The sequence below is a fragment of the Exiguobacterium sp. s28 genome, from assembly GCF_018618135.1.
Lineage (GTDB): Bacteria > Bacillota > Bacilli > Exiguobacteriales > Exiguobacteriaceae > Exiguobacterium > Exiguobacterium mexicanum_A.
Map to the genome: position 1 here is coordinate 31546 of NZ_JACSLL010000013.1, position 22431 is coordinate 53976.

General features: G+C 53.0%; 19 protein-coding genes and 1 pseudogene. 14 read left to right on the plus strand and 6 right to left on the minus strand.

Going from position 1 to position 22431, the window contains the following annotated elements:
* Window positions 1–685 precede the first annotated feature (685 nt).
* From KNP78_RS12585 to KNP78_RS12620, 8 genes are all read left to right on the plus strand, one after another.
* A complete protein-coding gene (locus KNP78_RS12585) occupies window positions 686–1597 on the plus strand; it encodes an alpha/beta hydrolase (RefSeq protein WP_214797730.1) in 912 nt (303 codons plus the stop codon).
* Between the two features lie 139 nt (window positions 1598–1736).
* Window positions 1737–2483, plus strand: coding sequence for a DeoR/GlpR family DNA-binding transcription regulator (locus tag KNP78_RS12590; RefSeq protein WP_034777464.1), 747 nt, complete (start codon window positions 1737–1739; stop codon window positions 2481–2483).
* The gene (gene pfkB / locus KNP78_RS12595) at window positions 2480–3409 is read left to right on the plus strand and encodes a 1-phosphofructokinase (RefSeq protein WP_214797729.1); all 930 of its coding nucleotides are present in this window, start codon (window positions 2480–2482) and stop codon (window positions 3407–3409) included. Before KNP78_RS12590 ends, pfkB begins: the two co-directional genes overlap by 4 nt.
* Window positions 3406–5313, plus strand: a complete 1908-nt coding sequence (locus KNP78_RS12600) for a PTS fructose transporter subunit IIABC (protein ID WP_214797728.1) — start codon at window positions 3406–3408, stop codon at window positions 5311–5313. Before pfkB ends, KNP78_RS12600 begins: the two co-directional genes overlap by 4 nt.
* A 133-nt stretch (window positions 5314–5446) precedes the next feature.
* Entirely contained in the window at window positions 5447–5968 is a 522-nt protein-coding gene (locus KNP78_RS12605; RefSeq protein WP_138859476.1) for a GNAT family N-acetyltransferase, read from the plus strand.
* 198 nt (window positions 5969–6166) lie between these two features.
* Window positions 6167–6559, plus strand: coding sequence for a hypothetical protein (locus KNP78_RS12610; RefSeq protein ID WP_214797727.1), 393 nt, complete (start codon window positions 6167–6169; stop codon window positions 6557–6559).
* A 74-nt stretch (window positions 6560–6633) separates the two neighbouring features.
* On the plus strand, window positions 6634–7101 hold the full coding sequence (locus tag KNP78_RS12615; RefSeq protein ID WP_214797726.1) for an SRPBCC domain-containing protein: 468 nt from the start codon (window positions 6634–6636) through the stop codon (window positions 7099–7101).
* Between the two features lie 171 nt (window positions 7102–7272).
* Window positions 7273–9252, plus strand: a complete 1980-nt coding sequence (locus KNP78_RS12620) for a methyl-accepting chemotaxis protein (RefSeq protein ID WP_214797725.1) — start codon at window positions 7273–7275, stop codon at window positions 9250–9252.
* 143 nt (window positions 9253–9395) lie between these two features.
* Here KNP78_RS12620 and KNP78_RS12625 read toward each other — a convergent pair.
* The 3 genes and pseudogenes from KNP78_RS12625 to cls form a co-directional block, all read right to left on the minus strand.
* A pseudogene (locus KNP78_RS12625) lies at window positions 9396–10741 on the minus strand (IS1182 family transposase); the annotation flags it as partial.
* Between the two features lie 339 nt (window positions 10742–11080).
* Window positions 11081–11986 (minus strand): sensor domain-containing diguanylate cyclase, encoded by a 906-nt coding sequence (locus KNP78_RS12630; protein WP_214755015.1) that lies wholly within the window; start codon window positions 11984–11986, stop codon window positions 11081–11083.
* A 233-nt stretch (window positions 11987–12219) separates the two neighbouring features.
* A complete protein-coding gene (cls, locus tag KNP78_RS12635) occupies window positions 12220–13677 on the minus strand; it encodes a cardiolipin synthase (protein ID WP_214755017.1) in 1458 nt (485 codons plus the stop codon).
* Window positions 13678–13771: 94 nt separating this feature from the next.
* Between cls and KNP78_RS12640 the strand changes: the two genes are divergently transcribed.
* From KNP78_RS12640 to KNP78_RS12655, 4 genes are all read left to right on the plus strand, one after another.
* Window positions 13772–14197, plus strand: a complete 426-nt coding sequence (locus KNP78_RS12640; protein WP_214755019.1) for an OsmC family protein — start codon at window positions 13772–13774, stop codon at window positions 14195–14197.
* A gap of 79 nt (window positions 14198–14276) precedes the next feature.
* Complete coding sequence (locus KNP78_RS12645; RefSeq protein WP_034777473.1) at window positions 14277–14765, plus strand: GNAT family N-acetyltransferase; 489 nt, start codon at window positions 14277–14279, stop codon at window positions 14763–14765.
* Window positions 14766–14825: 60 nt separating this feature from the next.
* Window positions 14826–15824: a Gfo/Idh/MocA family oxidoreductase gene (locus KNP78_RS12650; protein WP_214824585.1), complete on the plus strand. Its 999-nt coding sequence runs from the start codon at window positions 14826–14828 to the stop codon at window positions 15822–15824.
* 231 nt (window positions 15825–16055) lie between these two features.
* Window positions 16056–17099, plus strand: a complete 1044-nt coding sequence (locus tag KNP78_RS12655) for a lipid II:glycine glycyltransferase FemX (RefSeq protein ID WP_214824587.1) — start codon at window positions 16056–16058, stop codon at window positions 17097–17099.
* Between the two features lie 41 nt (window positions 17100–17140).
* On the opposite strand, the gene KNP78_RS12660 is transcribed toward KNP78_RS12655, so the two are convergent.
* Entirely contained in the window at window positions 17141–18175 is a 1035-nt protein-coding gene (locus KNP78_RS12660; protein WP_034777476.1) for a PTS sugar transporter subunit IIC, read from the minus strand.
* Between the two features lie 251 nt (window positions 18176–18426).
* Between KNP78_RS12660 and KNP78_RS12665 the strand changes: the two genes are divergently transcribed.
* Together KNP78_RS12665 and KNP78_RS15750 are read left to right on the plus strand one after the other, a co-directional pair.
* Window positions 18427–21090 carry a cation-transporting P-type ATPase gene (locus tag KNP78_RS12665; protein ID WP_214755025.1) on the plus strand — a complete coding sequence of 888 codons (2664 nt, stop codon included), beginning with the start codon at window positions 18427–18429 and terminating at the stop codon, window positions 21088–21090.
* Window positions 21091–21146: 56 nt separating this feature from the next.
* Window positions 21147–21281, plus strand: coding sequence for a hypothetical protein (locus KNP78_RS15750; RefSeq protein ID WP_034777478.1), 135 nt, complete (start codon window positions 21147–21149; stop codon window positions 21279–21281).
* Between the two features lie 69 nt (window positions 21282–21350).
* Here the strand turns inward: KNP78_RS15750 and KNP78_RS12670 are convergent, their stop codons facing one another.
* Window positions 21351–21623 (minus strand): hypothetical protein, encoded by a 273-nt coding sequence (locus KNP78_RS12670; protein ID WP_235420191.1) that lies wholly within the window; start codon window positions 21621–21623, stop codon window positions 21351–21353.
* A 120-nt stretch (window positions 21624–21743) separates the two neighbouring features.
* Window positions 21744–22376, minus strand: a complete 633-nt coding sequence (locus tag KNP78_RS12675) for a hypothetical protein (protein ID WP_138859467.1) — start codon at window positions 22374–22376, stop codon at window positions 21744–21746.
* Window positions 22377–22431 lie beyond the last annotated feature (55 nt).

Sequence of the window (22431 nt, forward strand, 5' to 3'; positions counted from 1 at the left end):
CCTTTTTCATGCAATGAGGGAGAGTCCAATGAATAAGAGGATAACGGATAATGCGATGGCGTTGAACCAGACGACAAACTTGATGGCCATCTCAGCCCATTTCTTTTCGTGTAAGCCGAAATCAATCAAAATCCCATAATGGTTTAAACAGATGCATTTAAAACGATATAAGTTCCATCGCTCGCAGTACAAGAAGCAGATAAAAAACCGTTGGAATAAACGTAATCAACAAACCAATCCATTTCGTCCGCTCTCTAAATTGTAATAAGAAACCGATTGTCCATAATACGAACCACAACATAAAGTACCATCGATAATGTGGGGTATCCGTTTCCGCAAAAACGGCTCGGCCAATCGTCAACCCAACCGAATTTAACAAGACGAACAAACCAGATAGGAGATTCCAACTATGTCTTACTATTTTCTCTAGCATTCTTGTATTCCTCTCCTTGATTGAAATTGAAGTTCCAGTAAACGATTACTACGTGACGTAAATTAGACGCACAATCATAACCAGACCTTTCGACAAATGGAATAATTATCCTTTCGTATAATCATATTTGTTACGAGAGATTCATCTCTTTAACAGTTTGCTCCAAAACGTCGAAACATCAGACGAACTCGACCTTTTGTTTTGCTCGATACACGACATCATGTCCGGTATGATGAAAGGGGAGGCGATATAATGGAACGACAACTGAACGTGACAACGAATTATGGACAATTGGCTGGCACATGGCTGACCCACGAACAACCCCGGAAGACGGTCGTCCTGCTCAGCGGGAGCGGACCGAGCGACCGGGACGGGAACGTCGGGCCAGTCCAGTTCAATACGTATAAAAAATTGGCGGAGGCGCTGTTCGAGATGGGTGTCAACGTCTACCGCTATGACAAGCAAGGCATCGGTGCATCGGACGGCGACTTCAATAAAGTCGGGCTGCATGACTTGGTGACCGACGCGATCGATGTCGTCAACGCGATTAAGCGTGAGCCAGACGTCCACGAAGTCTATGTGCTCGGTCATAGCGAAGGGGCCGTCATCGCGCCGGCAGTCCAGCTCGATACGAATGCGGCCGGATTGATTCTTCTCGCCGGTTTTAACGACTCGTCGAAGAAGATGTTTCTCCACCAGGCCGATGCGTTAGCGAAAGAAATCGCTTCGGTCAAAGGGCTGAAGGGGATGTTTTACCGGTTGACCGGTGTGCCGAAAAAAGTTCGCCAACGTCAAGACGATTTGCTCGAACGGTCACTGCGGACGAACGTCGCCGCGTTCAAATACCGCGGGCAAGTCGTCAACGCCAAATGGATTCGCGAGCATGCATCCTATGACGTCCGGGAGCGGCTCGAACATGTGCGTGTTCCCGTGCTCGCTATCACCGGCGACCGTGACGTCCAAGTCCCACCGGAGCACGTCCATTCGATTCGGACGAAAGGGGACGTCGACAGCCAAATCATTCACGACATGAACCACTTGCTCGTCGAGCGGACGAGTCCGCACTCACTCCTCACGCTCCATAAGGAATACCGGGACGCCATCGAGGCACCGCTCCATCCCGAACTCATCCATCAATTGAACGATTGGTTGATGAAACGATAACGAACCACCAAAAACGGTCACTAAGTGACCGTTTTTTATGTTATAATTGTGACAATCCAAAAAATAATGAATGATTTTGAATGTTTATGATTGTTTTTTAAATGAAAACGCTTTATATTAGAGCTACGGAGGGAATACGATGTTAACGAAACAACGACATCAACTGATTTTGCAACGTCTGTCGGAGCAAAAGATCGTCAAATTGAAAGAATTGGTCGAGTTGACGGCATCGTCGGAGTCGACGATTCGCCGGGATTTGACCGACCTTGAAGCCGAAGGTTATCTCGAACGGGTTCATGGCGGTGCAACGCTCGTGGCCCGCTACGAAGAAGAGCCGACGTTCGAAGAGAAACGAGATCAACACGTCGATGAGAAAGTCGCGATCGCACGGAAGGCCGCGACATTCATCGAAGATGGGATGTCCGTCTATCTCGATGCCGGGACGACGACGCAAGCGATGGTTCCTTTCTTAAACGGAAAAGACGTCATCGTCGTGACGAACAGTTTACCGATCGCCAACGACTTGTTCGATCTCGATATTAAAACGTTCGTGATCGGCGGCGAGTTGAAACGGTCGACACAGGCACTCGTCGGCTATAACGCTCGCGAGAGCATGATGAACTATCGGGTCGACCTCGCATTTCTCGGAATTAACGGCGTAGACTTAGAAGCCGGGTACACGACCCCGGACCCGGAAGAGGCACTCGTCAAAAAGACAGCGATCGACTTGGCCCGTGAGGCGTATATCTTGGCGGACGATTCAAAATTCGGGAAACGTTCGTTCAGCCGTGTGGCATCACTCGATGCAGCCACACTCGTCACATTTGGTGACACGCCATACATCAGCTCGATCCAATCAATCACAAAGGTGGTGAACGCCCAATGATTTACACATTAACCCTCAATCCCTCAATCGATTACTACGTCACTCTCCCTGAAGTCGTCCTCGGAGAAGTCAACCGAATTCAAGAGACGACACAGCGTGCCGGCGGAAAAGGAATCAACGTCGCGTTCGTCTTACGCGAATACGATGTCGACACGGTCGCGTTAGGATTCGTCGGCGGTACGACTGGAGACTTCATCAAGAAGGCGTTGACGGACAAAGGCGTCCAAACCGATTTCGTCGAAGTCGACGGACAAACGCGGATCAACGTCAAGATCCGGGCGCAAGAAGAAACGGAATTGAACGCAAGTGGTCCCGTCATCTCGGACACGGAACTTGAACAGTTGACGCGTCAATTCGATCACGTCCAACCGGGCGACATCGTCGTGCTCGCTGGAAGCATCCCGGGCAACTTGCCGGATACGCTCTACCGGACGCTCGCCGAGACGGTCCGCGCGAACGGTGCCGAGTTCGTCGTCGATACGACGAAGGAAGCAATGCTCGAAGTGCTCGCACTCAAACCGCTCATGATCAAACCGAATCATCATGAACTCGGTGAGCTGTTCGATACAGACATTGAGACGTTCGAGCAGGCGCTCCCATACGCGGAGCAGTTGGTCGAACGCGGTGCTCAAAACGTGATCGTCTCGTTCGCCGGTGATGGTGCCATGCTCGTCAACGCTTCAGGCGCTTATACGGCGAATACACCGAGCGGTAAACTTGTCAACTCGGTCGGCGCAGGCGATTCACTCGTCGCCGGATTCGTCGCCAACATTCTAGACCACGACGCAACCGAGGCGTTCCGCTATGCGGTCACGACCGGCAGCGCGTCTGCATATACGTTCGGGCTGTGCACAAAACAAGACGTGGACCGCTTGGTCGGCGAAGTCAGCGTCACCCCACTATCTCGATTGGAGGAAACAACATGAACATCACGGATCTTCTTAAAAAAGACACGATTCAACTGAATCTCCGCAGCCGTTCGAAAGCCGAAGTCATCGAAGAACTCGTCGACGTGCTCGACCGCGCCGGCAAACTATCGGACCGCAACGGCTATCGCGACGCCATCCTCGCGCGTGAGGCACAAAGCACGACCGGACTCGGTGAAGGGATTGCCATCCCGCACGCGAAGACGAAAGCCGTCAAACAACCGGCCATCGCTTTCGGACGCTCGGAAGGCATCGATTACGAGGCACTCGACGGCCAAGACAGCCGCTTGTTCTTCATGATCGCGGCCGGAGAACACGCCAATAACGAACACTTGGAAACACTTTCGAAATTATCCGTCTTCCTTATGGACCCAGCTTTCCAAGAACGTCTCTATGCGGCCACGTCAGAAGATGACGTCATCCGGGCCATCGAAGAAAAAGAAGCAGCCGAGGCGGCTCCTGTCGCTTCGAAACCGGTTCAAGCCGATGCTCCTTACATCCTTGCCGTCACGGCGTGTCCAACAGGTATCGCCCACACGTACATGGCCGCCGACAGCTTGAAGCAAAAAGCAGACGCGATGGGCGTCGACATCAAAGTCGAGACGAACGGATCGACTGGCGTCAAAAACGAATTGACAGCAGCCGATATCGCGAAAGCGACTGCCATCATCGTCGCAGCCGACAAAGCCGTCGAAATGGACCGTTTTGCTGGCAAACATGTCATCGAAGTCCCGGTCGCCCAAGGCATCCGGAAGCCGGAAGAGTTGATCAACCGGGCCGTGAAACAAGACGGACCGGTCTATCAAGCGACTGGTAAATCAGGTCAGCAAAAAGAACAGCGCACCGGTATCTACAAGCACTTGATGAGCGGTGTATCTGCGATGCTTCCTCTCGTCGTCGCTGGTGGTCTCTTGATCGCCCTCAGCTTCTTCTGGGGCATCAACTCCGCCAACCCGGATGACCCGTCGTACAACGAATTCGCCGCCCAACTTATGACGATTGGTGGCGCAGCGTTCGGCTTCCTCGTCCCGATTCTTGCTGGTTTCATCGCGATGTCAATCGCCGACCGTCCAGGTCTCGCACCAGGTCTCGTCGCCGGAGCACTCGCCAGTCAAGGGAACGCCGGATTCCTCGGTGGACTCATCGCCGGTTTCCTCGCTGGTTATGTCGTCCTCTTCTTGAAGAAAGCGCTCGCGAAATTGCCAGCCACACTTGAAGGAATCAAGCCAGTCCTGTTGTACCCGTTACTCGGTTCACTCATCTCTGGGATGATCATGCTTCTCGTCGTCAACGAACCAATAGCCGCACTCATGTCTTGGTTGATGGAGACACTTAACGGTATGAGTGGCGCGAACGCCATCTTGCTTGGTGTCATCGTAGGTGGAATGATGGCCGTCGATATGGGCGGTCCGATTAACAAGACAGCCTACGTCTTCGGTACAGCAGCACTCACTGCCGGTAACCAAGAAGTCATGGCAGCCGTCATGGCCGGTGGGATGGTACCACCGCTTCTCGTCGCACTCGCATCGACAGTGTTCGCTCGTCAAAAGTTCTCGAAACAAGAACGTGAAGCCGGGAAGACAGCATATATCATGGGTGCCTCATTCATCACGGAAGCGGCTATCCCGTTTGCAGCGGCCGACCCGATTCGGGTATTACCGTCAGCGATTCTCGGATCTGCGATTGCAGGTGGATTGTCAGCCTTCTTCGCTATCCAATTGCCAGCGCCACACGGTGGGATCTTCGTCTTCCCACTCCTTGAAGGAGCTGGAAACGTCGTCATGAGCATGGGACTTTACGCCCTCGCGATTCTCGCCGGAGCCTTGATTGGAGCACTCCTCCTCTCATTCTTGAAAAAACCATTGACGGAGACGCAAGCTACAACAACGCGTAACGTCGCTTGACCAGTACGACCGTAGGATTTCCTACGGTCGTTTTTTGTCAAATGATTGTCAGTCAAATCTGGAAGAAGTCTGATTTCGATTGGGTGATTTGTGGTAAAATACTTGTAAAACTTACGCTAAGGAGGGGGTACGGATGCTCATACGGAAAGCCGAGCCAAAAGACGCTTACGGGATTGCGCGGGTGAGGGTGAACGGATGGCGCACAACCTATCGGGGAATTGTGCCGGCCGACTTTCTCTTGAAGCTCGGTTCGAACGCAATCGAGTGGTCTGAAAAGGTCCGCAGCGCCCTCGCGAAACGAGAAGTCGAAGGGTTTGTCGCCATCGTCGAAGAGGAAATCGTCGGGTTCGTTCTTTATGGGGAAGAACGGACGGGCGAATATCCGGACCATCCGAATGAGATTTATGCGATTTACATTCTAGAGGACCATCAGCGTAACGGGATTGGTTCGCTATTGCTGGAGCAAGCGATTCAAGCGATGTCGAATCACGGGCTCATCATTTGGGCGCTCGAATTGAACCCTTACCGCACGTTCTATGAGCAACGTGACGGGCAAGTCATCGATGCGAAAGAGCGCTTGTTCGGGGAACTTGCCCTCCGTGAAGTCGCCTACGGATGGACGAAAGGGAATCACGACGCGATTGTCGGAGCATAATCGGACACGACTCTACTGTCGTGTCCTTTTTTTAGACTACACACAAAACAAAGGAACAGGCTAGGTGACTATGTGAACATCTATAGCATAACCAAATATCATCCTGAAACGAGAGGAAAAATTGACGAGTGGACGGAAATCACGGACATCCTCCGAACGTTTGACGGTGTCGTCTTCACGTTGGAGGAATATCTCCGCGTGGAATCGAATTACGTTGAAGCGATTGAGCGAATCATGGGTTATTTAGGAGTGAAGACATTGACTGTCTCCTATCTTGAACGACGTGATTATGCGTATCGCCCCTCTTCGAAAAGCGCGTTCAATGCGCTTTATCCGATCCGGATGAGAGATCTTCGTAAAAAAGTGAGGCCAGGGAAGGCACTGTCACGAGACCAAATCCCGAACATGCTTCGACTCATGTTAAGGAATGCGCTTTACGCTGAGTTAGAGTCTAAAGTGAATGAGTCAGACGAAGAGTATAGGTTCAAAGTGTTCTTTGGATACGACTATATGATGGGCGTCCATTCGGTAATAGATTTATCCCCGCTTCGAGACGAATTGTTACGCATGGATATGTATCTTGAGAGTTGATTTGGCGAAGAAATTTAAAAGGAAGTTCCGCACGACTGACTGTACTGTAGCACGCGCTAAAGGAGTGATCCGATATGAATCGACGCATCGATACAGCCGTGGCATGGATTGAGGCAACTCCAGAACGGATCTATCAAGCATTTCTCAACTCTGATGAGCTCGTCGAGTGGCTTCCACCGAAAGGGATGTCGGCTCGCGCGACCGTGTTCGAGCCATGGGTCGGCGGCACGTATCAGCTCGTCCTCACGTATGAAGAAGCCGATCTCGTCTCCGGCAAAACGACGGACCGGACCGATGTGTCGAACGGACGCTTTTTGGACCTCGTCCCCGGCCAGAAAATCGTTCAAATCGGAACATTCGAGTCAGCAGACCCGGCTTTTGCTGGTGAGATGATTCAGACGTGGTATTTGGAGGCGCTCGATGGAGGGACGTGCGTCACAATCGTTTGTGAGAACGTACCGCCGGGCATCCAGAAACAAGATCATGATGCCGGACTTCGCTCCACGCTCGACAATCTGGCCCGCTATTTGACCAACGATTGAGACCGTTTGTTCGCTTCTTGCGAACAGACGGTCTTTTTGTGTATGAAAAGGGTTTCAGTAACGAAAAATAGAAAAAGGTGATGTTTTTTTGTCTAGGGTGTCAACATCCTCTTCCAACTGTCCGATACAAAGGTTAACATAACGAGTTTTCTCGGGAATGGGAGATGTTTTATGAGACGAAAGCACGACCGTACGATCACCATTAAACAAAAATTGATTACGATGTCGTTGGTGCTATTATTGATCCCTTCTTTATTGATTGGATTTGTCGCCTACAATCAGGCGAAACAAAAGATCACCGAACAAATCATGCAGTCGGCCCACGCGGGAGTGGAGCGGATGAATGATGAAATCACCAACTTGATTGAACCAATCCAACGTGATGTTGCGTTCTTTGCCGGACGAATTGATTCGTCCCTCTATGAGTCGGGGGCAGAGAACCTTGATTTGGAAGAGAAGTTTCTTGAGTATTTGGAGACGCATCCGAACGTGACGAATATCTACTACGCCTCGACGGGAGGGGAGATGACGATTTATCCGGCACAAGAGTTACCGGATGATTACGACCCGCGGACTCGTCCATGGTATGAGGCGGCCGAAGCGGCCGGTGGGAACGTCGTTGTGACGGACCCGTACGTCGATGCGGCCTCGAACAAGATGATGGTCACGCTGTCTCAGACAGGGACGGACGGTCGCGGGGTCATCGCGGTTGACGTCGAGGTCGACGATATCGCAGCCGTCGCGGCGAGCATTCAAATCGGGAAAGAAGGCTACGTGACGATTCTTGATGCGTTGCAACAGTTTGTCACCCATCCGACGATGGCAGCCGGAGAGAAGGCAGAAGGCGAGTGGATTGAACCGCTCTATTCGGGAGAAGCGGGCCGCTTTGCTTATGAGTTTGAGAACGAAGGCAAACAGATGGACTTCATGACAAACGAGTTGACGGGGTGGAAGATTGCCGGGACGCTCTACGATGAGGAAATCACAGATGAGACGTCTGGAATCTTATGGACGACAGTCGGGGTGATCGGATTGATGCTCGTCTTGGCAGCCGGCTTGCTCTATGTCATCTTACGTTCGATTTTACGTCCATTGAATCGTTTGACCGTCGGGGCTGAACGAATTCAAGCCGGAGATTTGACCGAAGACATCGTCGTCGAATCGAATGACGAAGTCGGGCGTGTCTCCTCGAGTTTCAATGAGATGACGCGGTCTCTGCGCGCTATCATTCAAAGTCTTGATCAATCGATCGGACAAGTCGCCGCCTCGTCGCAGGAATTGATGGCCAACTCGGCTCAGAACACGGCCTCCTCGGAACAAATCGCTGGAGCGGTCCAACAGATGGCCGCCGGTGCGGATGATTCGAAACGTCAACTTGATGATAACGCCGTCTCGCTCCAAGCGATCACGGGCGGCATCATGCGCATCGCCGAGAGCTCGACGGATGTGTCCGAGCTGTCGCGCGAGACCGCGCTCGAGGCTGAGGACGGGACGACTGCCGTCACAGAGAACGTGGTCCAGATGCAAGCGATCGACTCGTCGGTCGAGACGTTCGGCAAAGTCATTCACTCGCTCGCCGAACGGTCGAACGAGATTGGCAATATCGTCGATGTCATCAACGGCATCGCGACCCAGACGAACCTGCTCGCCTTGAACGCCGCGATTGAAGCGGCACGGGCCGGCGAGAACGGGAAAGGCTTCGCCGTCGTTGCGAGCGAGGTCAGAAAGCTTGCCGAACAGTCACAACAGTCGACGAAACAGATTTCCGAGTTGATTGATAATATCAAACAAGAGACGGAACGTTCGGTCCAGTTGATGAAAGAAGTGTCGGCCCATACGAAAGCTGGGCTCGAGACGACGGAGAACACGGCCAAGCGTTTCCAGAAAATCATGACGCAAACGCAAGCGATGACGCCGCGCATCGAGGACGTGACGGCGACGGTTGAAGAAATCGCGGCGAACGTCGAGGAAGTATCGGCTGCGGCAACACAAATTGCCCATATCGCCGACGAGAACTCGGTCGCCTCGAAACAAGTGGCGGCGACGACCGAGGACCAACTCGGTTCGATGGAGGAAATCGCACAGTCCGCGAAGGCGCTCGCGGATATGGCGGAAGAGTTGCAGGAGCTTGTCTCACGCTTCAATGTATAAAAAAGAGGATGCTGCGGCATCCTCAGGCTGTTGACGAACCAATTCGCAAAAAGCGAATTGGTTCGTCTTTTTTTAGGTTCGATGAGCTTGAGGCGTTCTGCCTGGCACAAGATTGAAAAAATGGTATGTATACGGTCTCTCCAGGCCAACAGGTTGGCCAGCTTCTTCATGTTTTGTGCGGTGGCTGCCACCAGGTTGGCGCGCTGGGCCGCCTCACGGCCCCGGTAGAACGTGAAGCGGAGCCCATGAAGCTCCTTCGCGTCGGCGAACGAGCGCTCCACCGTCTGTGGCCGGAGACGGTATAGGTATTGACCGGATGCGGTCAATCGATTCCTGTTCACCGCTTCGAGGAACGGCTCGTCCAAATGGCGCGTTATGATCCGACGGTTCGTCTCGTTCTCCATGCATTTTTCGAGGAGCGGGCAGTCTTGACAGACTTTCGGGTCGGACACGTATTGGCGGTATCCTTGGCGGGTCGTCGTGCTGTAACGGAGGATTTGGCGGGCCGGGCAGCGATAGGCGTCCTCATCCGCGAGGTAGGTGAATTTGGACTTTCGGAACTTCCCTTTCTTGCCGCCGAAGCGGCGTCTCGAGATGACGCTATAGATGCCGCGAGTGACGAGCGACTTGGCGATCTCCGTTGAGAAATAGCCCGCGTCGAGCGCCACCGCCTCGAGCGGGAAGGCGAAATGCTGAAGAATGTAGTCCAGACGCTCCAGATAGACGCTGCTGTCATGCACGTTCCCCGGCGTGACGTAGGCATCGACGATGAAGTTATACTTTGCGTCGACCGTTCGGTGGACGAGCCAAAAGAAGCCTTCCGGCTTCCGGGTCCGATACATGTAGCCCGCCTCGGGATCGGTACGGCTCACCTTGCTCACCTTCTTTTTAGGTTCGCCGGGCTCGGCGGGCTCTAGCGCTTTTTTCCGTGCGCGGACCGATCCTCGTTCACGCGCGCCAACAGTTCATCCTCGACCGCGGTGACGACCGCGTCGACCTCGGTCTTGTCGAACTTCTTCTTGCTGGCGTTCGCCCGGATATGTGTCGAATCCGTGAGGAGGATCCGTCCCGAGACGAGGTTATGCGCCTCCGCCTGATGGATGATGTCGTCAAAAATTTGTTGAAAGACGTCCGTCCCGGCGAACCGTCGCCGGTAGGCTTGGCTGATCGTCGAATGGTCAGGGACTTTCTCGTCCATTCCGAGCCCGAGGAACCATCGGTACGCCAGGTTTGTCTCGATTTCTTTGATGGTTTGGCGGACGGATCGGATGTTGAACAAAGGGCCGAGGAGGATGATTTTGATGAGGATCTCCGGATCGATGCCGGGCTGCCCGGTGTTCGAATAGAGTGGTGCGCACAGACGATGGACGATGGAGAAGTCGACATGGCGGTCGATCTTGCGGACGAGATGGTCTTTCGGGACCAACTGGTCCAACGAGGCCGCGGTGTGGATCGGTTCATGGCGTTTGGCGATGTGGGCTCGGTACATGATTGATTCCCCTTCCTGTTCGGAGGCGGTGACGGTCCATACATACCGTTTCCCGTTTTCATCGGTTCGAAGAACATATCAGGGCTTTTTCTTCGGCCATCGAGGCCTCAGAAAAAGACAAACGGCCGCCAGATGGCGACCGTTTGCGTTGCTCGTCCTTCCGGCGCCCCGACTCCTGCAGGAGAGCAATCCAACGGAGACCCAGCAGCGACGCTAGTCGCGATGCGGCTCCGGGATTGCCTGCGGAAAGCGTGGGCGCCGGAAGGACGAGCGATATCAATCATGTTAGTCAACAAGCTGAGGATGCTGCGGCATCCTCTTTTTGGTGGGATCAGTTAGTTAACGTTTACTCGATACTTGATTCCGGCCGCGGTTCTTGGCAATATACAGTGCCTCATCGGCGTCTTGAAGCGCCTGTTCGACCGTCTTCCCATCTTCAAGGGCGCTGACGCCGAACGAACAAGTGACGCGCGGGACGGGACCGAACGGCTCGGCGTTAATCTTTTGTCGGAGCTTATCGGCGAGTTGCACCCCGTCAGCAAGCGTTGACTGCGGGGCGACGATTAAAAATTCCTCACCACCCCAGCGGCCGATCGAGTCCGACTTGCGGATGTTGCGCCTGAGCAATTGGGCGATCGAACGTAAGACGAGGTCTCCGGTCGGATGGCCGAACGTATCGTTGACAAGTTTGAAGTAGTCGATATCGAGCATGATGACAGCGGCGGGCGCCCTTGTGTCGACCGTCTCCTGAGCAGTCGACGAGAGAACGTCCCCGACTTTCTTCCGGTTATACAGCTCTGTCAGCGGATCGAGCGAGGACAGGTGTTCCATGCGTTCTTCATAGCGACGTTGCTCGGTCGCGTCTTCTAAAATGCCGACGCCGCCGTCAAGTTGTCCGTCCGCGGAAAAACTCGGAGACATCGTCGTTCGGATGAAGCGAGCCTGCCGTTCTGGTGCTTTATACCAGCCGGCCATGCGAATCGTCTCCCCGTTCAAGACGTTCCGAATGGCGCCTGAGAAGTCGAACGAAGAAGAGCTGCATCGCTCGAACATCACATTCGAGGTCGGAAGCATCCCGAGTAAATGAACGAATGATTCGTTATAGCTGACGATTTGCCCGTCACGATTGAAGGCGAACAGGCCAATCGGGAGCTGGTCCCATGAGGAAGGATCGGGTTTCGTGGTGTGAGTGTCATGATGAGTCCGTTCTTGATCAGCCATTGTATGACATATGCGTGAACGCATACTTCCTCCTTTCCTAGCCGAAGCAGTAGTGTAGGACGTTCGTACTGATACTTTATACCCTAATTTGGGAAGGAACTAGCGAGTATTCTTTTAAAAGATAGCAATTTTTAGAATATGACGAGAAATCGTCACAGCTTGGTGTGAGTGCATAGCTCTCGACTTCCGAACAGAAACATACCCCATCGCGTTGGCACATTTGGCCGATACGATGGGGTAGTTAGCGTAATCAGAACTTATAAGATTGGACTGAGCAATCGTGACACGCCTTCACGCATCCGGACGGTCCATTTCCGGGCCGCATAGTCGTCGACCGTGTATTTGCGGCTGACGGCGACGTCTGACTCGAACAGCGATGCGAGTTCGAGCGCGACCCGCTGATCATAAATGACGGCGTTCACTTCAAAGTTCAATCGGAAACTGCGGGCATCCAAGTTCGTCGTCCCGACGGTCGAAATCTCATCATCGACGACGAGCGTCTTGGCGTGTAGGAAGCCTTGCTCATACATATAGACGTTCGCCCCGTAGTCGAGCAATTCGCCGAGGAACGATAGCGACGCCCACATGACGAACGGGTGGTCGGGCTTCCCTGGAATCATGATGTCCATCTTGACGCCGGACAAAAGTGCCATCTTACAGGCGTCCATGAAGCTCGTGTCCGGGATGAAGTAAGGCGTCTGGATGATGACGCGATGTTTCGCCGACATGATCATCTTGATCATCATGTTTTTCAAATGTTCCGTGTCCGAGTTCGGTCCGCTCGTCACGATTTGCATCGGCGACTTGTCCTTGATGTCGTGGCGTGCGAAACAGAATGAGTTCTCCGGGTCATGATGTTTGCTGCCTGAATAGTTCCAATCGAGAATGAATCGATGTTGCAAATGGTAGACGACGTCCCCTTCGACGCGGAGGTGCGTGTCACGCCAGTACCCGAACTTCTCGACCAGGCCGAGATACTCAGTGCCGACGTTGAAGCCTCCGACATAACCAATCTTGCCGTCGATGATGACGACTTTCCGGTGATTTCGGTTGTTTAACTTGAAGTTGATCAACCCGAGCGTCGGCGGGAAGAAGACGCGGACCTCGCCATCGTGGGCGATCAGCTCTTTGAAGTCTGAATCACGGAGGCTGCGCGAACCGACGGCATCATATAACAGCCGGACTTTGACGCCCGCCTTGGCGCGTTCAATCAGTTCATGGATCAGCGCCTTGCCGAGCGCGTCCCGTTGAATGATGTAGTACTGGATGTTGATCTCGGTCTCGGCGCTGCGGATATCGTCCATGAGCGCTTTGAACTTCTGTTCGCCATCATGCATGATGGCAGATTTGTTGTGGACGCTAATCAAAGACTTTGAGGAGCGCAAGTTCATCTCGAGCAATTGCTCGTACTTTTCGAACACAGGTTGAGCCAAAACGGTCTCTTTCCGGCGAATCTGTTCGATTTGACTGTCGACTTGAAGGGCGTGGAACGAGCGCTCTTCGACGCTCAAGTTGAAGAAGTTGTCCTTCTTCAACTGTCGGCCGAGGAAGAGATAGATGATGAACCCGATAATTGGCAAGAAGAACAAGACGAGAAGCCACGCCCACGTCGCCCCGACATCGCGGCGCTCCGCGAAGATGACGGCTAACGCGAACAATAAATTCAATCCGAGGACGATATACAGCCCCCAACTAATAATGACCGACCATTCCATGCGACCAACTCCTAAACGACAATTTCCTTACATAGATTAATAATACATCATTCAAGGGAATAGTAAGCTATCGAAACGTAAGGAGGAGACAAAGATGCATTTACAAGTGAATTGGAAACAAGGGATGGCGTTTCAGACGACGACGCCTTCGGGTCATGATGTGACGCTTGACGCCGGGGAAGATGTCGGTGGTCTCAATACGGGTCCGCGTCCGACCGAGATGCTCCTGCAGGCGACGGCCGCTTGTACGGGGATCGATATCGTCTCGATTCTTCATAAGATGCGGTTGCCGCTCGAGCGGTTCGAGATGGAAGTCGACGGGGTCCGGGCGACGGAACATCCGAAGAAGTTCACGGCCATCCACATCTTATACGTCCTCGAAGGGGATATGCCCGAAGAACGGGTCCGCCGCGCCATCGAGTTGTCCGTCGATCGCTACTGTTCGGTGTCGCACAGTCTCGACGCGACGATGACGTACAGCTATCGTTTGAACGGCGGCGAGGTCGTCCCATTTACGTAATGTGAGCAGGATGGTTGAAAAGAGTCGAAACGGTCCGTTATATTTGTATTTCAAATACTGTAATACAAAGGAGGACGTTATGATTCGACTCGCGACGAAACGCGATGCCAAACACATCGCGGACCTAATCGAACAACGAGCCGTAGCGCTAAAACAACAAGGTAGCGATCAATGGGCGGAATATTTGGAGCAAGACCTCATAGACCGGGTGCAGACAGACATCACCTCGGGATATGTATATGTGTACGAGCAAGATGGAACGGTATTGGCCTCGATCGCCTTACTTCCGGCAGATGACTGGGACCATAGCTTATGGGAAGATGGCGAGCGCGGTCAATACATCCATCGAATCGTTGTCAGTGAACGGCTGAAAGGGCGAGGCGTCGGTCAACAACTGATGGAGCACGTCTTACGTGAAGCCGACACACAGGAGCCGGTCCGGCTTGATTGTGTGGCTGATAATGATTTCTTGAACAGTTATTATCCACGGTTTGGCTTCGTCTTCGTGGACTCACGGGACGGGTATAACACGTTTGAATACAGCATGGATGAGAGTGTCAGTGCATAAGGGGTCGATTGACTCCTTTTTTTGATATACTGAGAAGCGAATGGATAGGAGGAGAACGGTATGATTCAAACGATTCTTGTCGGCTTCGGTTTTTCCGCGACGACATTTCATTTACCATTTTTACAGGAGCTGGATCACTTCCAGATCGCCGGTGTTGTCTCATCAAGACCTGAGGACGTACATGCCGTACTTGGCGATGTCGCGGTATATGCAACGCTAGACGAGGCCCTCGCGACTGAGGCGACCTTGTTCATCGTCACGACGCCGTCCCATTTACATAAGGACATGGTGGAACGTTGTTTACAGGAAGGGAAGGACGTTCTCGTCGAGAAGCCTGCGTTCTTGACGACAGAGGAAGGAGAGGCGTTGATTGCACGCGAACAGGTAAGTGCCGGAATCGTCAACGTCTTCCATAATCGACGGACGGACGGAGACTTCTTGACGGTCAAACGACTGCTCGAGGAAAAACGACTCGGCGATTGGAAAGTGATCGAGTCACGGTTCGACCGGTTCCGTCCGGTCGTCCGGGATCGGTGGCGCGAGAATGCGGGGCCGGGAGCAGGGATATTGTTTGACCTCGGTAGCCATTTGATCGATCAAGCGCTCGTCTTGTTCGGTGCACCCGACAAAGTGTCGTCAGATGTTATGATTCAACGCGAAGGAGGTCAGTCTGACGACGGCTTCCATCTGACCCTGTATTATGGAGAAAAACGGGTATATCTGCGTTCGAACCCGTTCATCGCCGTCGAGGCGCCGCGGTTCGAAGTGCACGGGACGGAAGGCAGTTTCTTGAAGATTGGACTCGATCCGCAAGAGGCGTGTCTCCGGAACGGGGAAGTACGATGTCCCGACCGTGAGAGTGGAACGGTCGTCACAGACGTTGAATCGACAATCGACATCGAAGCAGGTGAGTATTTATCCTTCTACCGGGCGCTGGCGGATAGTTATATGACACGTCATCCGCTCGTGCCGCTTCGTGAAGCGCTCTTGACGACGAGAGTCATCGAAACGGCTCGTGAAGCATCACGGCTACAACGTGTCCTCGACTTCAAGTCATAATCATGAAGGACGACCTGATGCCATTGGCGAGGTCGTCCTTTTTAAAATCTCAAAGAAATCGCTATGATTTTATTGTGAACGAACAAACTCGCTTCATGTTTGTTAACAACAAAAAGCTATTCCCCTCCTTCAAATAGTCAGCTTTGAATGGGAACAGGACATAGGAAACGACTCCAGACTGTCCTGTCACACTTCAAACAATGACGACTTATAGGAAGAGGGGAACGGATGATGTTCAATCAGATTGTGAAAAATCGATGGGAGTGGGAGAACTGGTTGCGGGAGGTCAGTTGTGATTCGTACGATCATTACGATTATGTATTGGCCAACTGTGAACTGGGCGAGCAGCCTGAGTTGTATATTGCGGCCAAAGAGGACGGCATCTTGCTGTATCCGTACATCCGTCGTCCAATTGCACATCGTCATGATGATCTCGTGACGGCGTATGGTTATGGCGGCCCGTTCCGTGAAGGCAACTTTTCGAACGAAGACGTCGCAGAGGCTAGACGTCTCTTTTTAAAACGTCCTGAGAATCAAGCCACGGTTACTGAGACGATTCGATATCATCCTTGCCGCTTCGACCTTGATTTGATGTGTGCCTTCGGCCAAGCCGTCCCGATTCGTCAAACGGTGCACGTCCGGCTCGATGACCCGTTCGACCAACTCGAGCAACGCTTCAGTAAAATGACGAAACGAAACGTGAAGCGGGCTATCCGTGAACAAGTGACGGCGGTACAAGGACAGACCCATGAACTATGTGAATTCATCCGCCTTTACCGGGCGACGATGGACCGGCGAGCAGCGAACGAGACGTACTATTTCTCGGACCGATACTTCGAGGACCTGTGGAACAGCGATACATGCGAAACGGAGCTGTTATTCGCTGTCCATGAGGGCGTCATCGTGGCAGGCGTGTTCATGTTGTTCGGGGACGATGGGGCGCATTATCATCTCGGAGGCTCGGATGCGAACTACTTGGCGCTGCGACCGAATCATTTCTTGTTCCGCGAGATGATCCGCCGCGCGGCCGAGAAAGAAAAAGCATACGTACATCTCGGTGGCGGAGCGACCGGGGAAGATGCGCTCTATGACTTCAAGCAGAGTTTCTCAGGGGATGAGCCGCTCACATACTATATCGGACAGTCCGTGCTCGATGAGGCGGTTTACCATCGGTTGAATCAAGACCATTTGCTCCGCTACGGACCATCTGATTTCTTTCCACTCTATCGGACACCGGTCGCAGAGACGGTCGCCGAGGTGCAAGCAGAACGATAACAAAAGGTTCTCACTCGAGATGGAGTGAGAACCTTTTTGTATTAAGCAGCCTCTTCGTCGGAAGCGGCCATTTTTTCGGTTTGGCGAGTGATAGGGAAATTACTGAACAGTTTACTGCCGACGAGTCCGGCCACAATGCCGACGCCGAACAAGATGAGCGCCGTCACGGTCACGGTCTGCCAATCATTGAAGCCGTACATGACGAGCAATCCCGGAATCCCGGCAGCAGAACCTGGCGCGTCGTTCACCATGCCGGTCATCGCGACGATGAGTCCGGCGATGGCGCCACCGACGAAGTTGACGCTGTAGATTGGGATCGGGTTCGCCGAGATGAGATCGGCTTGCGTGAGCGGTTCAATCGCGACCGATAGTTGATCTTTCTTCGTCCCGATGTTCAAACGCTTGAACAGCAAGAAGTTCATCGAGATCGACGCTGTCAACGCGAGGGCGGCGATGGCCATCGGCACACCTGTCAAACCGAGCATGGCGGTGAGTGCCATCGAGCTGAGTGGCGACGTCGAGACGACCGTGACAATCCCACCAAGGACAAGTCCCATCACGACGGGGTTTTGCGTCGCGGCAAGTTCGATGACCGCACCGATTTGCGACAATGTGTTCGAGACGAGCGGATCGACTCCTGTCGCCACGAGGCGAGCGAGCGGAGCCATGACGATCACGTAGAAAATCATGTCGACACCGGCCGGTAAATGACGGTCTAGTTTACGACCGACAAGGGCAAGGATGTATCCGGCGAAAAAGCCAGGAAGAATGCCGAAGCCGGCGACCGATAGACCGAGCATGAGCGCGTAGACCGGATTGATCCCGAGTGCGATCGATACGAGCGCGGCTGCGGCCGGACCTGATAATGAACCGGCCGCCTGTCCGACTTCCTCATATAAAGGGAGCGGGAGCAAACCGCCGATGGCGTAGGCGTTGAACGCCTCGACCAAGAAACTCGCGATGGCGGCGCCGGCCAAGGCGCCCATCGCTTTCATCCCGAACGGGGCTTTGTAACTGAATAACGTGAATAAGGCAAGAATCAACAGTAAAAGTGCGATACCTTGAATAATGATCATACGGTGTACCTCTTTCTCTCTGTTCTATATTTCCTCTATAGTTAACCATCCGAACGGTTCTGTAAAGCCATTTCATCCATCTGACACGACTTTTTTTGATGGTAGCGTTTCCAACTGACGAATTGGAAAATTGTGAACGAATTCAGCTGTAAAATTAGCGAAAAAACAAGCTCAAATGTGTCAGTCCGGCCCGGAGTGGGAAGAGAAAGGGGAAAGACTTTCCATATAGGAATGACCAAGGAGGAGTAGAGATGCAGATGGAGACAAAAAACTGGCACGCACTCGAACCGGATGCGGTAAAGAGTTCGCTCGAGACGGACACATCTAGTGGTCTGTCGAAAGGAGAAGTGTCAAGTCGGCAGGAACAGTACGGGAAAAACGTGCTGCCCGAGAAAGAGAAGACACCTGAAATCATAAAATTTTTGCGTCAATTCAATGATATTCTCGTCTTCGTCTTGCTCGGTGCCGCTGTCGTCACCGGCTTTTTAGGGGAGTACATCGATACGATCGTCATCGTGCTCGTTGTGACGGTTATCGCCGTCGTCGGATATCTCCAAGAGAACAAGGCCGAGCAGGCGTTAGAAGGAATCAAAAAATTACTCGAGACGAAGGCGAGCGTCATCCGTGACGGCAAGCAAATCCAAGTCGACTCGAGCGACCTCGTCGTCGGGGACATCTTGGTCCTTGCCGCCGGGGACAAGGTCCCGGCTGACGCCCGTGTTATCCAGGCCGAGAAATTCAAAGTCGAGGAATCGGCGTTGACAGGTGAAGCGACGACGGTCGAGAAGAAAATTCAAGTCGTACCGGAAGACGCCGTCCTCGGTGATCGCAAGAACATGATTTATTCGGGTACGAGCGTGGCGACGGGAAGTGCGAAAGCAATCGTCACGTCCATCGGAGAAGGCACGGAGCTCGGCCAAATCAACGCCTCGATTGCTGAAGTCGAGACGGTCAAGACGCCACTCATCCGCCAGACGACGAAGTTTGGTCAGACGGTATCCATCGCCATCCTCGTCATCTCGGTCGTCATATACGCGTTCGGTTACTTCGTCCGTGACTTTGACCCGATCGAGTTGATGTTGACGACGATCGGTCTTGCCGTCGCCGCCATTCCAGAAGGATTACCGGCCGTCATCTCGATCATCCTCGCGCTCGGTGTCCGGAACATGGCTGAGAAAAAAGCCATCGTCCGCAGCTTGCCGTCGGTCGAGACGCTCGGAGCCGTATCGGTCATCTGTACCGATAAGACCGGGACGTTGACGAAAAACGAGATGACCGTCAAACAAGTCGTCACGGCCAAACACGACATCGAAGTGTCAGGGAGTGGATACGCCCCGGACGGTGATTTAGAACTGAACGGTCAACCGTTCGATTTAGATGATGATGAGTCGATGATCGACCTTCTCACGGTCGGGAAAACATGTAACGACGCCCAGCTGTATGAAGAGGGCGGCGAATGGGTCGTCAATGGTGACCCGACGGAAGCATGTTTGCTCACGCTCGCTGAGAAAGCGGAGCGGCCGATCGAACGTTTGGACGTCATCTCGAAAATTCCATTCGATTCGGAGTACAAATATATGGCTACGCTCGTTGATTATAAGGGCGAGCGGATGATCTTCATCAAAGGGGCACCGGACCGCCTGTTCGATATGGCGGAAGACACGGAGTTCGACCGTGTCTATTGGGATGAAAAACGAAAAGAAATTGCCGACCGCGGACAACGCGTGCTCGGGGGCGGTTTCAAACGCGTCGACGCCTCGAAAGAGACGGTCGACCATGAAGACGTCGAGAACGGCATCACTTTCCTCGGCCTCTACGGCATCGTCGATCCGCCACGACAAGAAGCGATCGAAGCGGTCGCGGCTTGTCGTGACGCGGGGATCCGTATCAAGATGATCACCGGCGACCATAAAGACACGGCCGTCGCCATCGCCCGAGAACTCGGAATGGAAGTCGAGGGCGCCCTCGAAGGGAAAGAATTGACGAACATGTCCGACGAAGAAATCAAAGAGGCGTCGGTCCATAATGACGTCTTCGCCCGGACGAGCCCGAACGATAAACTTCGTCTCGTCAAAGGACTGCAACAAAACGGCTTAATCACATCGATGACCGGTGATGGCGTCAATGACGCCCCGGCCTTGAAACGGGCCGACATCGGGGTCGCGATGGGGATTAAAGGAACGGAAGTCGCAAAAGAGGCCTCACAGATGGTGCTCGTCGACGATAACTTCAAGACGATCTACAACGCCGTCCGTGAAGGTCGTCGCGTCTATGACAACTTGAAGAAGACGATTTTGTTCTTGCTCCCGACAAACGGGGGACAAGCACTCCTCGTCGCAATGAGTATCTTATTGGGCGCCGCGGCACCACTCAGTCCGGTCCAAATCCTTTGGGTCAACATGGTCGTCGCCATCACGCTCTCGCTCGCCATCGCCTTCGAGCCGCTCGAAGAGAGCACGATGAAACGGCCGCCGCGTCCCGCGAACGTGCCGTTGCTGAGTCGCTACTACGTCTTCCGCATCACGTTCGTCTCGATTTTAATCGGGGGCGGTAGTCTAGTCATCAACTATATGCTCGGCGATTTCGATTACTCGACCGACAAGTTGCAGACGATCACGCTCAATACGATTGTCATGGCGCAACTGTTCCATTTGTTCAACTGTCGGACCGAGCTCGCCCCGGCGTTCAACCGCCACTTCTTTGACAACAAGATCGCCTTCCTCGTGTCGGCACTCTTGATCGGGCTCCAGCTGTTCATTACGTACGTCCCGTTCATGCACACGCTGTTCGGTACGGCACCACTTGAACTGCAAGACTGGATTTATCCGGTCGCGTTCGGTCTCATCGTCTTTGTCATCGTTGAAATTGAAAAAGCCATCTCGCGTCGTGTGATCGGCAACAAAGACATACACTGATGTTTTGACCACTGCCTAATGTGGAATTAGTCCATTATGCAGAGGAGGGATGCTCAATGAAACGTGATGAATCACAACCAGGGGTTCACCCGGACCCGGTACCGGATGAGGAATCAAATCCGGCTACAAAACCGGCTCCGACACAACATCCGGACCCGGCACCCGAAGAAGACGACAAAGAATCAAAATAAGGAGACTTCAATGAGGAAGTATCCACAAAAAAGGCTTTCCGACAAAAATCGGAAAGCCTTTTTATGGCATTATTTTTTCGGTGCCGGGGTCCGAAACTCATTCATTTTGTCGAACTCTTTTTCATTGAAGTATTCGACGACAACGAAATCACCGACTGGGCACTCCCAACGGTCTTTCGCTACCTGACATTCTTTGAGTGTCACTTTCTGGTCATACATGTCGAGCTCGAGCGTGTCTTTCAAAAATTGATCGGCCTGTTTGTCATTGATCTTAAAATATTCGCTCAAGATGATCTCTTCGGCTTTATCGTTCGTATGCGTCATCACTTTAAAAAATCTCATATGTGTACCTTCTTTCGTCTGTAAGCTGAATTCTCAGTATATAGGAGCTAGCCCGATTTGGGAACCGTCATCCCGGTTTCGATAAAAATGCCCCTAACGCGAATGCGAAAGGGGCTCGGTTCATTTCATTTTTTGTCGGCTTGGCGGTGCCTCGTTGAACGGTTGTTTATGGCGAATGATCAGCCAGAACAACAAACCGAACAATGGAATGTAAGGCAGCGGCCACAAGCTCATCTTATAACGTTTGGCATCCCGGTTCATCAACGTGATTTGGATGAAGGCGAGCAAGAAGAAATCGACCGTCATCGTCCGGACGAACTGGTTCTGTTCGACGTATGACCAATACTCGGCCACGTTCCCTGTCGTCGACGCGGCGATGAACAAGCCGATCGTGACGAGCAAGAGCAACACCCCGAGCAATCGTGTCGGGAGCGGTTTGATCGGCGTCGGATAAGGCGACTGCCGTGCGAACGCCAAGTACGGGGCGATGATGAAGCCGCCGACGACGAAACCGGTCGCTGCCGGTAAGAGCGGGTTCGGGCGCAACTGGTTCACCTCGGACCAAAGAAGCGGGAACAAGGCGAGCGGATAAACGCCTAGGATGCTGAAAAGGGAAAGCGAATACCCTTCATAGGCGTCCGTATTATACGTGATGAAATCGAGCAAAAACCGGCTCGAGAACGGTTCGTTCGGACCGAGGAGCGCGATGGCGATCGCAGCGGCCCACGGAATGAGTAAAAACTTTCTAGTCATGCCCTACACCTCGAGTCTGTCTCTGTTTCTTTTAGTATACCCCGGAATCAAGCGA

Coding starts and splice junctions, on each gene's coding strand:
- KNP78_RS12585 (WP_214797730.1), top strand. CDS start 686: ATGGAACGACAACTGAACGTGACAACGAATTATGGACAATTGGCTGGC.
- KNP78_RS12590 (WP_034777464.1), top strand. CDS start 1,737: ATGTTAACGAAACAACGACATCAACTGATTTTGCAACGTCTGTCGGAG.
- pfkB (WP_214797729.1), top strand. CDS start 2,480: ATGATTTACACATTAACCCTCAATCCCTCAATCGATTACTACGTCACT.
- KNP78_RS12600 (WP_214797728.1), top strand. CDS start 3,406: ATGAACATCACGGATCTTCTTAAAAAAGACACGATTCAACTGAATCTC.
- KNP78_RS12605 (WP_138859476.1), top strand. CDS start 5,447: ATGCTCATACGGAAAGCCGAGCCAAAAGACGCTTACGGGATTGCGCGG.
- KNP78_RS12615 (WP_214797726.1), top strand. CDS start 6,634: ATGAATCGACGCATCGATACAGCCGTGGCATGGATTGAGGCAACTCCA.
- KNP78_RS12620 (WP_214797725.1), top strand. CDS start 7,273: ATGAGACGAAAGCACGACCGTACGATCACCATTAAACAAAAATTGATT.
- KNP78_RS12630 (WP_214755015.1), bottom strand. CDS start 11,986: ATGCGTTCACGCATATGTCATACAATGGCTGATCAAGAACGGACTCAT.
- cls (WP_214755017.1), bottom strand. CDS start 13,677: ATGGAATGGTCGGTCATTATTAGTTGGGGGCTGTATATCGTCCTCGGA.
- KNP78_RS12640 (WP_214755019.1), top strand. CDS start 13,772: ATGCATTTACAAGTGAATTGGAAACAAGGGATGGCGTTTCAGACGACG.
- KNP78_RS12645 (WP_034777473.1), top strand. CDS start 14,277: ATGATTCGACTCGCGACGAAACGCGATGCCAAACACATCGCGGACCTA.
- KNP78_RS12650 (WP_214824585.1), top strand. CDS start 14,826: ATGATTCAAACGATTCTTGTCGGCTTCGGTTTTTCCGCGACGACATTT.
- KNP78_RS12655 (WP_214824587.1), top strand. CDS start 16,056: ATGTTCAATCAGATTGTGAAAAATCGATGGGAGTGGGAGAACTGGTTG.
- KNP78_RS12660 (WP_034777476.1), bottom strand. CDS start 18,175: ATGATCATTATTCAAGGTATCGCACTTTTACTGTTGATTCTTGCCTTA.
- KNP78_RS12665 (WP_214755025.1), top strand. CDS start 18,427: ATGCAGATGGAGACAAAAAACTGGCACGCACTCGAACCGGATGCGGTA.
- KNP78_RS15750 (WP_034777478.1), top strand. CDS start 21,147: ATGAAACGTGATGAATCACAACCAGGGGTTCACCCGGACCCGGTACCG.
- KNP78_RS12670 (WP_235420191.1), bottom strand. CDS start 21,623: ATGAGATTTTTTAAAGTGATGACGCATACGAACGATAAAGCCGAAGAG.
- KNP78_RS12675 (WP_138859467.1), bottom strand. CDS start 22,376: ATGACTAGAAAGTTTTTACTCATTCCGTGGGCCGCTGCGATCGCCATC.